The 12,088-nt window shown below is 72.1% G+C and carries 9 protein-coding genes and 1 tRNA gene; 7 read left to right on the top strand and 3 right to left on the bottom strand.

The features are described 5' to 3' along the window. Positions 1–83 precede the first annotated feature (83 nt). Positions 84–1,727 (bottom strand): beta-N-acetylhexosaminidase, encoded by a 1,644-nt coding sequence (locus A2U95_RS13740; RefSeq protein ID WP_166022388.1) that lies wholly within the window; start codon positions 1,725–1,727, stop codon positions 84–86. A gap of 237 nt (positions 1,728–1,964) precedes the next feature. Between A2U95_RS13740 and A2U95_RS13735 the strand changes: the two genes are divergently transcribed. Beyond that, a complete protein-coding gene (locus tag A2U95_RS13735; protein WP_166022387.1) occupies positions 1,965–2,222 on the top strand; it encodes a hypothetical protein in 258 nt (85 codons plus the stop codon). 13 nt (positions 2,223–2,235) lie between these two features. Next, complete coding sequence (gene glmS / locus A2U95_RS13730; RefSeq protein ID WP_166022386.1) at positions 2,236–4,050, top strand: glutamine--fructose-6-phosphate transaminase (isomerizing); 1,815 nt, start codon at positions 2,236–2,238, stop codon at positions 4,048–4,050. A 336-nt stretch (positions 4,051–4,386) separates the two neighbouring features. Here the strand turns inward: glmS and A2U95_RS13725 are convergent, their stop codons facing one another. Then, positions 4,387–4,917: a universal stress protein gene (locus tag A2U95_RS13725; protein WP_166022385.1), complete on the bottom strand. Its 531-nt coding sequence runs from the start codon at positions 4,915–4,917 to the stop codon at positions 4,387–4,389. 1,004 nt (positions 4,918–5,921) lie between these two features. On the opposite strand from A2U95_RS13725, the gene A2U95_RS13720 reads away from it, so the two are divergent. From A2U95_RS13720 to A2U95_RS13710, 3 genes are all read left to right on the top strand, one after another. Further along, positions 5,922–7,160 (top strand): GlxA family transcriptional regulator, encoded by a 1,239-nt coding sequence (locus tag A2U95_RS13720; RefSeq protein WP_166022384.1) that lies wholly within the window; start codon positions 5,922–5,924, stop codon positions 7,158–7,160. A 153-nt stretch (positions 7,161–7,313) separates the two neighbouring features. Next, on the top strand, positions 7,314–7,916 hold the full coding sequence (gene orn, locus A2U95_RS13715; protein WP_166022383.1) for an oligoribonuclease: 603 nt from the start codon (positions 7,314–7,316) through the stop codon (positions 7,914–7,916). 124 nt (positions 7,917–8,040) lie between these two features. Continuing rightward, positions 8,041–8,113, top strand: a tRNA-His gene (locus A2U95_RS13710). A 153-nt stretch (positions 8,114–8,266) separates the two neighbouring features. Here A2U95_RS13710 and A2U95_RS13705 read toward each other — a convergent pair. Next, on the bottom strand, positions 8,267–9,325 hold the full coding sequence (locus A2U95_RS13705; protein ID WP_166022382.1) for a LacI family DNA-binding transcriptional regulator: 1,059 nt from the start codon (positions 9,323–9,325) through the stop codon (positions 8,267–8,269). 421 nt (positions 9,326–9,746) lie between these two features. On the opposite strand from A2U95_RS13705, the gene A2U95_RS13700 reads away from it, so the two are divergent. Together A2U95_RS13700 and A2U95_RS13695 are read left to right on the top strand one after the other, a co-directional pair. Further along, entirely contained in the window at positions 9,747–11,063 is a 1,317-nt protein-coding gene (locus A2U95_RS13700) for an ABC transporter substrate-binding protein (protein WP_166022381.1), read from the top strand. 5 nt (positions 11,064–11,068) lie between these two features. After that, the gene (locus tag A2U95_RS13695; protein WP_166025184.1) at positions 11,069–12,079 is read left to right on the top strand and encodes a carbohydrate ABC transporter permease; all 1,011 of its coding nucleotides are present in this window, start codon (positions 11,069–11,071) and stop codon (positions 12,077–12,079) included. Positions 12,080–12,088 lie beyond the last annotated feature (9 nt).

Below are 12,088 nucleotides of genomic sequence, written 5' to 3'. Positions count from 1 at the left end.
CCCGGGGCCGCCCACCTGCCCGAGATCGCCCGACCGCCCGGGGCCGCCCGGCTGCCGGGGCCGGCCGGCCCGGTCGTCCGGTGTCAGCCGGAGGGCCACGGCACCTGCGGGGACCGGTAGTACTCCATCCCCATCACGTCCCACCGCGGCGCCTGCGCGGCGAGCCGCTCCCGGTAGTCCTCCCAGTCGTGGGCGGACGCCGGCGACCAGCCCAGCTCGGCGATGCCCGGCAGCCGGGGGAACGCCATGAACTCCAGCTCCCGCGAGTCGGTCAGCGTCTCCGTCCAGAGCGGCGCCTCCACGCCCCGCACCGCGTCCTCCGGCACTCCCGAGGCCGCCAGGTAGGTGGCCGGGTCCCAGTCGTAGGACCGCCGGACCTCCACCGTCCCGGCCCAGTCCAGTCCCAGCGGGGTGTCGGCGGTGTACTTCATGTCGAGGTACGCCCGGTCGGCCGGGGAGAGGACGATCCCGGTCCCGGCGCGGGCCGCCTCCGCCACCCGGGCCCGCTCGGCCGCATCGGTGGCGTCGTGGCCCCAGTACTGGGCGAGCTCCCCCGGCGCCGGCCGGACGGCGGTCGTCTGGTGCCAGCCGATCACCGTCTTGCCGTGCTCGGCGACGACCGGCCGGACCCTCGCCATGAAGGCGGCGTAGTCGTCGTCCGGGGTGGAGTGGGCCTCGTCGCCCCCGATGTGGAGGTACCGGCCGGGGGTGAGCGCGGCGACCTCCCGGATCACGTCCTCGACGAAGTCGTAGGTGACCTCCTTGTCCGCGCACAGCGAGGAGAAGCCCACCTCGATCCCGGTGTACGGCGGCGGCGCGACGCCGTCGCGGTTCAGCTCCGCGTAGGAGGTGAGCGCCGCGTTGGTGTGGCCCGGCATGTCGATCTCCGGGACGACCTCCAGGTGGCGGGAGGCGGCGTACGCGACGATCTCCCGGTACTGGTCCTTCGTGTAGTACCCGCCGGGCGTGCCGCCGGCCTCGGTGGCGCCGCCGACGGCGGCCAGCCGCGGCCAGGAGTCGATCGCCAGCCGCCATCCCTGGTCGTCGGTCAGGTGCAGGTGCAGGGTGTTGATCTTGTACAGGGCGAGCTGGTCGACGTACCGCTTGACCTGGTCGACGGTGAAGAAGTGCCGGGCCACGTCCAGGTGCGCGCCGCGGTAGGCGTAGCGCGGGCGGTCCTCGACCACGCCGCCGGGCACCTGCCACGGGCCGGGCCGGACCCGGCCGGACTCCACCTCGGCGGGGAGGAGCTGGCGCAGGGTCTGCACGCCGTGGAACAGCCCGGCGGGCCGCTCCGCGGTCACGGTCACCCCCGAGGGGCCGCTGGTGAGGCGGTAACCCTCCTCGCCCCAGGGCCCGTCCGCGAGCCGCAGCCGGATGCCGCCCGAGCCGTCCTCCTCCGCGCCCCCGTCGCGGGCGGTGACCGGGAGGCGGTAGCCGGTGGAGGGCCGCAGCAGTCCGGCCAGGTACTCGCCGACCCCGCGCGCCTCCGGCGTGTCGTGGACGAGGATCCGGGTGCCGGGCGTGATCCGGTAGGGGGCGCCGCCCGGTTCCGCCGACACCGGCGCCGGCACCAGCGCGCCGAACCCCCCGGTCGGCGCGTCCGCGCCTCCGGTGCCGGTGCCGGTGCCGGACGCGGGCGCCGCCCCGTCGGTCCCGCCCGTCGCCACCGTCAGGAGCAGCAGCGAGGCCGTCAGCCGTAAGGCCGTGTGCCGTCGTCCCGCCATGGTCGTTCCCCCTCGGACTCGTTCCTCGCGTGCGGACGTGGCGTACGGACGCGGCGTGCGGATGCGGCGTGCGGACGCGCCGGGCCGGAAAGAAGGTCTGGACCACCCCTCCCCCTTCGCGGGGCGCGACAATCCCCCGCGCGCCGCCCTGTGTCGTCGCACACCCCAAGAGCTGGATCCTGCCCGATATCGGGCAGGATTGTTGCGGAAGCCGTTCGCCGTATCGGAGGATCAGCCATGCACGACGAACTCGTCGATCATTTGACGCGGTCCTCCTCGCTGACCCGGGGCGAGGCCGTCCGGGTGATCCAGGACGTTCTCGCCTACTTCGACGAGACGACCGAGGCGTACGTCCGTCGCCGCCACCGCGAACTCCAGGCCCAGGGCCTGGTGAACGCGGAGATCTTCACGAGGATCGCGGCGGACCTCCAGTACCGCGCGGTGGCGCCGCCCGAGCTCTCGCTCCGGCAGCTCCGCCGCATCGTCTATGGCTGAGGAAACCAACCACATGTGCGGAATTGTCGGCTACATCGGCAAGCGTGACATCGCCCCGCTGCTCCTCGAGGGCCTGGCGCGCCTCGAGTACCGCGGCTACGACTCGGCGGGCATCGCCGTCACGGCCCCCAAGGGCGGGCTGAAGATGGTCAAGGCCAAGGGCCGCGTCCGCGAGCTCGAGGCGAAGGTGCCGGCCCGCTTCAAGGGCACGGCCGGCATCGCCCACACCCGCTGGGCGACCCACGGCGCGCCGTCCGACGAGAACGCGCACCCGCACCTGTCCGCCGACGAGAAGGTCGCCGTCGTCCACAACGGCATCATCGACAACGCCTCGGACCTGCGCCGCAAGCTGGAGGCCGAGGGCGTCGAGTTCCTCTCGGAGACCGACACCGAGGTCCTCACCCACCTCATCGCCCGCTCCTCGGCCGCCACCCTGGAGGACAAGGTCCGCCAGGCGGTCCGCCTGATCGAGGGCACCTACGGCATCGCCGTGCTGCACGCCGACTTCCCGGACCGGATCGTCGTCGCCCGCAACGGCTCGCCGGTCGTCCTCGGCATAGGCGAGAAGGAGATGTTCGTCGCCTCGGACATCGCCGCGCTGGTCACCCACACCCGCCAGATCGTCACCCTCGACGACGGCGAGATGGCCACCCTCACGGCGGAGGACTTCCGCACCTACACCACCGAGGGCACCAGCACCTCCGCCGAGCCGACCACCGTCGAGTGGGAGGCCGCCTCCTACGACATGGGCGGCCACGACACCTACATGCACAAGGAGATCCACGAGCAGGCCGACGCCGTGGACCGCGTGCTGCGCGGCCGCATCGACGACCGGTTCTCCACCGTGCACCTGGGCGGCCTCAACCTGGACGCCCGCGAGGCGCGCCAGATCCGCCGCGTGAAGATCCTCGGCTGCGGCACCTCGTACCACGCCGGCATGATCGGCGCCCAGATGATCGAGGAGCTGGCCCGCATCCCCGCGGACGCCGAGCCGGCCTCCGAGTTCCGCTACCGCAACGCGGTCGTGGACCCCGACACGCTGTACATCGCCGTCTCCCAGTCCGGCGAGACCTACGACGTGCTGGCCGCGGTCCAGGAGCTCAAGCGCAAGGGCGCCCGCGTCCTCGGCGTGGTCAACGTGGTGGGCTCCGCCATCGCCCGCGAGTCGGACGGCGGCATCTACGTCCACGCCGGCCCCGAGGTCTGCGTGGTCTCCACCAAGTGCTTCACCAACACCACGGTCGCCTTCGCGCTGCTCGCCCTGCACCTGGGCCGCACCCGTGACCTGTCCGTCGCCGACGGCAAGCGGATCATCGCCGGTCTGCGCCGCCTGCCGGAGCAGATCAACGAGATCCTCAAGGCCGAGGACGAGATCAAGGAGCTGGCGCAGGAGTTCGCCGACGCCCGCTCGATGCTCTTCATCGGCCGCGTCCGGGGCTACCCGGTCGCCCGTGAGGCCTCGCTGAAGCTGAAGGAGGTCTCGTACATCCACGCCGAGGCCTACCCGGCCTCGGAGCTGAAGCACGGCCCGCTGGCCCTGATCGAGCCGGCCCTGCCGACCGTCGCGATCGTGCCGGACGACGACCTGCTGGAGAAGAACCGCGCCGCCCTGGAGGAGATCAAGGCCCGCAGCGGCAAGATCCTCGCGGTCGCGCACCAGGAGCAGGAGAAGGCCGACCGGACCGTCGTCGTCCCGAAGAACGAGGACGAGCTGGACCCGATCCTGATGGGCATCCCGCTGCAGCTGCTCGCCTACCACACGGCGCTGGCGCTGGGCCGGGACATCGACAAGCCGCGCAACCTGGCGAAGTCGGTCACCGTCGAGTAGCCGACGTCCCGGAGCCGCCGCGGCTCCGGCGCGCCCCCGGACGCGGGACGCGAGAACGGTCCCTGCGCGCCACCGCGCGCAGGGACCGTTCCCCTTGGCCGGGCCGGAGCCGCCCGAATCCCCCGGCCCTGGCTGCCGTTTGCGGTGGCCGTCACCCCACGGCGGCCGGCAGCCGGTTTCCGTGCCGGGTTCATTCCCTCGCGAGAACGCCGAACACGCCGTACGCGCCGGTAGTTTGGGCTCCGGTGTACACGGCTCCGCCCGGTGCCGGGCGTGGCGTCGAGCCCGGTGCCGGGCGCGGCCGGACGACGTCCGGGGAGGCGGCGCGCCGGGCGCTCAGGGGATGACGACCACGGGGCGCTGCGCGCGCTTGGCCAGGCGGCCCGCAACCGAGCCGAAGACGCGGCTGAGCAGGCCGTGCGTCGAGCCCACCACGATGGCGTCGGCCTCGTACTCCCGGCCGACCTCCTCCAGTTCGTGGCAGATGTCCCCGCCGCGCTCCACCAGGATCCAGGGCACCTCGGCCAGGAAGTCGGCGCAGGCGAGCTCCAGTCCCAGCACCTCGGTCCGGTGGTCCGGCACGTCCACGAAGACGGGCGGCTCGCAGCCGGCCCAGACGGTGGTCGGCAGGCGGTTGGCGACGTGGACGATGATCAGCCCGGAACGGGACCGGGTCGCCATGCCCACGGCGTAGGCGAGGGCGCGCTCACTGGACGTGGAACCGTCGAAGCCGACGACCACCCCGTGCTTGAAGGCGGGGTCGCAGGGGCTGGGGCGCACCTCGTCCGCCGCCAGGGGATCGGCCGCCGTCGGTTCGGCGACCGGCCGCTTGCGGTCCGCGGGATCGGTGTATTCGTGACCGGCCATGACTGTCTCGGCGTTGTGATCCTCTTCGGGGCGACGTGAGCGGCGGAGCTGTGTCCGGGATTCATCTTCCCGTCCCCATACCCTCCAGGGTACGGCGGCAAGCGTTCCCGGGCCTTTTTCTGCGGAGTCCGGGAGGAGTACCGCAGGTCCGGGCGGGTACCGGCAGTTGCCGGAGGCATGACTTCACCCGGACGCCCGTTCCGCGGAGGCCCACCGGGATTCCCCGGAGCATGCACGAGGCACCACCCCCCGCGCAACGTTGCCTGCCCCGTACAGGCGGTTACGCTCCCGGCCCTCGCACGGCCCCTCGCGGGCCGGCCGGCCCGCCGCTTCGCCCTCCCGCCCCCTCCGCGGGCAGCCCTGCCGCGCCGGGGCCCGGTGCCCGCGGCGCCCGCCCGTGCCGCAGGCCGGGCGGGCGGCCACCCGCAGGTGGGAGCGGGGTGACCCGGCCCGCGCCCCCTCCGGCGCCACCCCGTCCGATGGCGGTTCCGGGCCACGGCGGAGCAGGCCGCGGCGGCACACGCGCCCCACGGATCACAGGCGCCCCGCTCACCGCGGGGCACGCGGGGCGCACGGAGGCACATCCGGCCGCCGTCTCCGCACCCCCCTGCGACTGACCGGTTTCCGCTCCAGCCCCCGTACACTTTCAGCCAACTTCGGGACCCGGGCCCACCCCCGGCGAAACGTCCCCCCAACCGTCGTTCCACCAGGGCAAAAGAGGTTCGGGTCCCCGCGGGCACCCTATGGGGATTGGCCACCCGCGCGCGGCGCGCTTCCCCGCCCCCTCCCGCGCCGCGACCCTTCGTGATCGAATGCTTTACGCCAAGTTGCCATGTCGACATTCCGGCGCTTGTCCAACTGGGCTTCCCGTCACCGCCGGACACAGTAGATTCGATCTTGACTGTCGTCCGGCGGGGGATTCGTTCAGGACCGAGGGGAAACGTGCTGGAGCGAGAGACCCGCCCAGTGAGAGGCGCCGCGACCACCGAGGGGGGCTTAGCAGGATGAGCCACGACTCCACCGCCGTGTCGGAAGCCGCCGTCCGGAAGCTGTCCGGCCGGCGCCGCAAGGAGATCGTCGCGGTACTGCTGTTCAGCGGCGGACCGATCTTCGAGAGTTCCATCCCGCTCTCGGTGTTCGGGATCGACCGGCAGGACGCCGGCGTGCCGCGCTACCGGCTGCTGGTGTGCGCCGGTGAGGAGGGACCGCTGCGGACCACAGGGGGCCTGGAGCTCTCCGCGCCGCACGGGCTGGACGCGATCGGCCGGGCGGGCACCGTCGTGGTGCCCGCGTGGCGCTCGATCACCTCGCCACCGCCCGAGCAGGCGCTCGACGTGCTGCGCCGGGCCCACGAGGAGGGCGCCCGCATCGTCGGTCTGTGCACCGGCGCGTTCGTGCTGGCCGCCGCCGGACTGCTGGACGGCCGGCCGGCCACCACGCACTGGATGTACGCGCCCACGCTGGCCAAGCGCTATCCGTCGGTCCACGTCGACCCGCGGGAGCTCTTCGTCGACGACGGCGACGTGCTGACCTCGGCCGGCACCGGCGCGGGCATCGACCTGTGCCTGCACATCGTCCGCTCGGACCACGGGAACGAGGCGGCCAACGCGCTGGCCCGCCGTCTGGTCGTGCCGCCCCGCAGGGGCGGCGGCACCGGACACGCGGGCGGAGCGGGAGGCGGGGCGGAGCGGGAGCGCTACCTCGACAGGTCTTTACCCGAGGAGATCGGCGCCGACCCGCTGGCCGAGGTCGTCGCCTGGGCGCTGGAGCACCTGCACGAGCAGTTCGACGTCGAGCAGCTGGCGGCGCGCGCGTACATGTCCCGGCGCACCTTCGACCGCCGGTTCCGTTCACTGACCGGCAGCGCCCCGCTGCAGTGGCTGATCACCCAGCGGGTGCTCCAGGCGCAGCGGCTGCTGGAGACCTCGGACTACTCGGTCGACGAGGTCGCCGGGCGCTGCGGCTTCCGTTCGCCGGTGGCCCTGCGCGGGCACTTCCGGCGGCAGCTCGGGGCCTCCCCGGCGGCCTACCGGGCGGCGTACCGGGCCCGGCGCCCGCAGGGCGAGAAGAGCGCGCCCGCGGAGAACGGCGCCGCCACGGCCGTGGCGCAGGGACAGGGCTCCGTCACCCTGCCGTCGGGGGAACCGGTGGCGGTGACCGCGTCCGCCGTGCCCGCCCAGTCCCGGCGGCCGGCGGAGAACGGCGAGGCCGTGGCGCGGCCGACGCTGCCCGGCCGGCGCTGAGCCGGCCCCGGGCCGTCCGGGGCGACGCGGAGGGGGCGTGCTCGCGCACGCCCCCTCCGGCGTGCCGGCGGTCCCCGGCGCACCGCCGGCCCGGCCCGCCGGCAAGCCGAACGCGGCGCGTACGGTCACCTTCCCGCCCCGTAGGGTGGACGTATGAACGATCGCATGGTGTGGATCGACTGCGAGATGACCGGCCTCTCGCTGTCCGACGACGCTCTCATCGAGGTGGCCGCCCTCGTCACCGACTCCGAGCTGAACGTACTCGGCGAGGGGGTGGACATCGTCATCCGTCCGCCGGACTCGGCGCTGGAGACGATGCCGGAGGTGGTGCGTCAGATGCACACCGCGTCCGGCCTGCTGGACGAGCTGGCCGGCGGGACCACCCTGGCCGACGCCGAGGAGCGGGTCCTCTCCTACATCCGTGCACACGTGAAGGACCCCGGCAGGGCCCCGCTGTGCGGGAACTCCATCAGCACCGACCGCGGCTTCCTGCTGCGGGACATGCCGACGCTGGAGTCCTACATGCACTACCGGATCGTCGACGTCTCCTCGGTGAAGGAGCTGGCGCGCCGCTGGTACCCCCAGGCGTACTTCAACGCCCCGGAGAAGGCCGGCAACCACCGGGCCCTGGCCGACATCCGCGAGTCGATCGCCGAGCTGCGCTACTACCGCGAGGCCGTCTTCGTCCCCCAGCCGGGACCGGACTCCGCCACCGCCCGCACCATCGCCGCCAAGCACGTGGTCTCCGGCGACTGATCACCCGTCCGGCGCCCCTTCCGGGGCGCCGGGAAAAAGGGCGGCGCGAGCACCCCTTCAGACCCTGTACACTTTTTCTCGGCCGGTCGGAGAGAAACCAGAAGGTTCCGAACCTCCGGTCATGGTGGGTGTAGCTCAGCTGGCAGAGCACCTGGTTGTGGTCCAGGATGTCGCGGGTTCAAGTCCCGTCACTCACCCTGTGCGAAGACCCCCGGGTCGGTGGAGACACCGTCCCGGGGGTCTTTTCCGTACCGGCCGGGCGCCCGCCCCGCACACCGGGGCGCCCGGCGCCCGGAACGGCCGCCCGGCCGGGGGGAATCCCGGCGGCGGCCCCGTCCCGGGCACCGTCCTCAGGACGACTGGCGCCGCACCAGCTGCGTGGGCAGCACGGTCTGCGGGCGGCGGACCCCGGCGGGCACCCGCCGGCGCGGTTCGCGGACGGCCGTCTGCTCCAGCAGGAGGTCGGTCATCACCCGGCCCATCTCGGTGATCGGCTGCCGCACGCTGGTGAGCGGCGGGTCCATGTGGCGGGCGATCGCCGAGTCGTCGTAGCCGACCAGGGCCACGTCGTCCGGGATGCTGCGCCCGGCCTCGCGCAGCACCTGCCGGGCGCCCGCCGCGGTGACGTCGGAGGCGGCGAAGACGGCGTCCAGGTCGGGCCGGCGTTCCAGCAGCGCGGCCATGGCGCGGCGGCCGCCCTCCTCGCTGAAGTCGCCGGGCTCCACCAGCCCTTGGTCCTCCTCGATGCCCGCCTCGGCGAGGGCGGTCCGGTACCCGTCGGTGCGGCGCTGGGCGCCGTAGACGTCCAGGCGGCCGGTGATGTGGGCGATCCGGCGGCGTCCCTGACCGATCAGGTGGGCGGTGGCCGAGCGGCCGCCGCCGTGGTTGTCGGAGTCGACGGAGGCCAGCGGCTCGTCGGCGGAGCGGGGACCGCTGATCACCGCGGGGATGCCCAGCTCGGCGATCATGTCGGGCAGCGGGTCGTCGGCGTGCACCGAGACCAGCAGGACGCCGTCCACGCGGTGCGCGGCCAGGTACTGGGCGAGCCGCTGCCGCTCCCGGTCGTTGCCCGCGAATATCAGCAGCAGTTGCATCTCGGTGTCGGCCAGCGCGGTGCCGACGCCGCGCAGCATCTCGGAGAAGTACGGCTCGGCGAAGAACCGCGTCTCCGGCTCCGGCACCACCAGCGCGATCGCGTCGGTCCGGTTGGCGGCCAGCGCGCGGGCCGCCGTGTTCGGCACGTAGCCGAGTTCGGCGACGGCCGCCTCGACGGCGGCACGGGTCGCGTCGCTGACGCTTGGCGAGCCGTTGATCACACGGGAGACCGTGCCGCGGCCGACGCCCGCCCGGGCCGCGACCTCCTCGAGGGTTGGTCGCCCGCCACCTCGGCCTCGTCCGTGGACCGCCATCCGCCGCCTCCAATTCGTACCGGATCCTGGAATCTAACAGTCGTGCTCGCCCTCACCGGGGTGGGCCACCGCGTCGTGCGCGGCCGGTCCGCCCGGATGTGACGACAATGCCTTGCGGGAGTCGGGTCTACGCGCGGAGCTTCCAAGTATCCGCATACCGCCTGCCGTTGACCGGGTTCTCCCCATTCGGTAACACCCTGATAACCCCGGGGAGATCACGGTGTCACTTCCCTTGACACCCCCGCCGGGACCCGGGACTCTTCAACACATCACTGCTGGGAGCGCTCCCACGCGCTCTCACGCTACCTGACCCAAACCCAACCCACGCGTTCCCCACCCGAGCCGCAGCAAGGAAATCAGAGGTCGTCCAGTGGCCTTTGGCCGGGGGGTCGGCACGTCAGGGCAATCAGGAGGGACGACCATGCGCGCCATTCGAACCGCCCGCCGCAGGGCAGTGGTTCTCGCAACGGTCGCGGCGCTCGGCGCCGGGCTGCTGGCCGGCTGCGCCGACGACGGCAAGGACGAGGAGTCCACCGGCTCGGGCGACGCCAAGGGCAAGACCACCATCACCGTTGGCCTGTTCGGCACGTTCGGCTTCAAGGAAGCGGGGCTGTACGACGAGTACATGAAGCTGAACCCCAAGATCAACATCAAGGAAACGGTGATCGAGCGCAACGAGAACTACTACCCGGCGCTCGTCAACCACCTGACCACCGGCAGCGGTCTCCAGGACATCCAGGGCGTCGAGGTCGGCAACATCGCCGAGATCACCGCCACCCAGGGCGACAAGCTGGTCGACCTCTCCAAGTTCGGCAAGAAGTCCGACTTCCTGGGGTGGAAGTGGGAGCAGGGCACCACCAAGGACGGCAAGACCGTCGGCCTGGGCACCGACGTCGGCCCGATGGCGATCTGCTACCGCAAGGACCTCTTCGAGAAGGCGGGCCTGCCCACCGACCGCGAGGAGCTCGCGAAGCTGTGGGAGGGCGACTGGGCCAAGTTCGTCGAGGTCGGCCGCGACTTCAAGAAGGGCGCCCCGAAGGACGTCACCTTCATGGACTCCCCCGGCGGTCTGCTGAACGCCATCCTCTCCAGTGAGACCGAGAAGTTCTACAACGCCGAGGGCGAGGTCATCTACAAGACCAACCCCGCGGTGAAGGACGCCTTCGACCTCACCGCCAACGCGGCCGAGGAGGGCCTGATCGGCAAGCAGGTCCAGTTCCAGCCGGCCTGGGACACCACCATCGCCAACGGCAAGTTCGCGGCGATGTCCTGCCCGCCGTGGATGCTCGGCTACATCAAGGGCAAGTCGAAGCCCGAGGCCGCCGGCAAGTGGGACGTCGCCAAGGCGCCGAAGTCCGGCAACTGGGGCGGTTCCTTCCTGTCCGTCCCGAAGGCCGGCAAGAACACCGACGAGGCCGCCAAGCTGGCCGCCTGGCTGACCGCCCCCGAGCAGCAGGCGAAGCTCTTCGCGGTGCAGGGCTCCTTCCCGAGCGCGCCGTCCACCTACGAGGGCGACAAGGTCCTCAACGCGAAGAACGACATGACGGGTGACGCGCCGATCGGCCAGATCTTCGCCGACGCCGCCAAGTCCTCCCCGGTCCAGGTCATCGGCCCGAAGGACCAGATCATCCAGCAGGGTCTGACCGACAACGGCGTCATCCTGGTCACCCAGGGCAAGTCCGCCGCGGACGCCTGGTCCAACGCCGTCAAGACCATCGACAACAACCTGGAGAAGTGACCGGTATGCCTTCCCGGCACTCCATCGCCGCGTCCCCCGTCAAGGGGGGCGCGGCCCCGGCCGGTTCGCCGCCGGCCGGCCGCGCCCCGGAGGAAGAGCGACGCCGGGCCAAGCTGTCCCGCCGCTGGCAGCGGGACCTGCGCTGGAGCCCCTACGCGTTCGTCGCCCCCTTCTTCGCCCTGTTCATCGCCTTCGGCCTGTTCCCCCTGATCTACACCGGCTGGGCGTCGCTCCACACGGTGGAGCTGACCGCGCCCACCGACATGGAGTGGGCCGGCCTGAAGAACTACGTCCGCATCTTCGACGACGAGTTCTTCTGGAACGCCGCGCGCAACACCCTGATCATCGGCGTCATCTCGACGGTCCCGCAGCTCGCCATGGCGATGGGCATCGCCCACCTGCTCAACTACAAGCTGCGCGGTTCCACCTTCTGGCGCGTCGCCATGCTCGCCCCGTACGCCACCTCGGTGGCCGCGGCGGCCCTGGTCTTCGTGCTGCTCTTCGGCCGTGACTACGGCATGATCAACTGGGCGCTCGGTTTCGTCGGCCTGGACGCGATCGACTGGCAGAACGACAGCTGGGCCTCCAAGCTCGCCGTCTCCACCATCGTCATCTGGCGCTGGACCGGCTACAACGCGCTGATCTACCTGGCCGCGATGCAGGCGATCCCCCACGACCTCTACGAGTCGGCGGCCCTGGACGGCGCGTCCCGCTGGCGGCAGTTCTTCCACGTGACGCTGCCCTCGCTGCGGCCGACGATCCTGTTCACCGTGGTGGTCTCCACCATCGGCGCCACCCAGATCTTCGGCGAGCCGCTCCTCTTCGACGCCAGCAAGGGCGCCTCGGGCGGCGGCACCCACCAGTTCCAGACCCTGGGCCTCTACCTGTACGAGCAGGGCTGGATCAACCAGCACCTGGGCCGCGCCTCGGCGATCGCCTGGTCGATGTTCGCGATCCTGATCCTCATCGGGCTCGTGAACTCCGTCATCTCGCGCCGGCTGCGCGCCAGTAGTTAAGGAGACCCG

Source organism: Streptomyces chilikensis, assembly GCF_001642695.1.
GTDB lineage: Bacteria > Actinomycetota > Actinomycetes > Streptomycetales > Streptomycetaceae > Streptomyces > Streptomyces chilikensis.
This window is presented reverse-complemented; position numbering and strand designations above follow the sequence as displayed.

What these genes read in the sequence shown, in the direction of transcription:
- A2U95_RS13740 (WP_166022388.1), bottom strand. Translation starts at nt 1,727, where the DNA reads ATGGCGGGACGACGGCACACGGCCTTACGGCTGACGGCCTCGCTGCTG.
- A2U95_RS13735 (WP_166022387.1), top strand. Translation starts at nt 1,965, where the DNA reads ATGCACGACGAACTCGTCGATCATTTGACGCGGTCCTCCTCGCTGACC.
- glmS (WP_166022386.1), top strand. Translation starts at nt 2,236, where the DNA reads ATGTGCGGAATTGTCGGCTACATCGGCAAGCGTGACATCGCCCCGCTG.
- A2U95_RS13725 (WP_166022385.1), bottom strand. Translation starts at nt 4,917, where the DNA reads ATGGCCGGTCACGAATACACCGATCCCGCGGACCGCAAGCGGCCGGTC.
- A2U95_RS13720 (WP_166022384.1), top strand. Translation starts at nt 5,922, where the DNA reads ATGAGCCACGACTCCACCGCCGTGTCGGAAGCCGCCGTCCGGAAGCTG.
- orn (WP_166022383.1), top strand. Translation starts at nt 7,314, where the DNA reads ATGAACGATCGCATGGTGTGGATCGACTGCGAGATGACCGGCCTCTCG.
- A2U95_RS13705 (WP_166022382.1), bottom strand. Translation starts at nt 9,325, where the DNA reads ATGGCGGTCCACGGACGAGGCCGAGGTGGCGGGCGACCAACCCTCGAG.
- A2U95_RS13700 (WP_166022381.1), top strand. Translation starts at nt 9,747, where the DNA reads ATGCGCGCCATTCGAACCGCCCGCCGCAGGGCAGTGGTTCTCGCAACG.
- A2U95_RS13695 (WP_166025184.1), top strand. Translation starts at nt 11,069, where the DNA reads ATGCCTTCCCGGCACTCCATCGCCGCGTCCCCCGTCAAGGGGGGCGCG.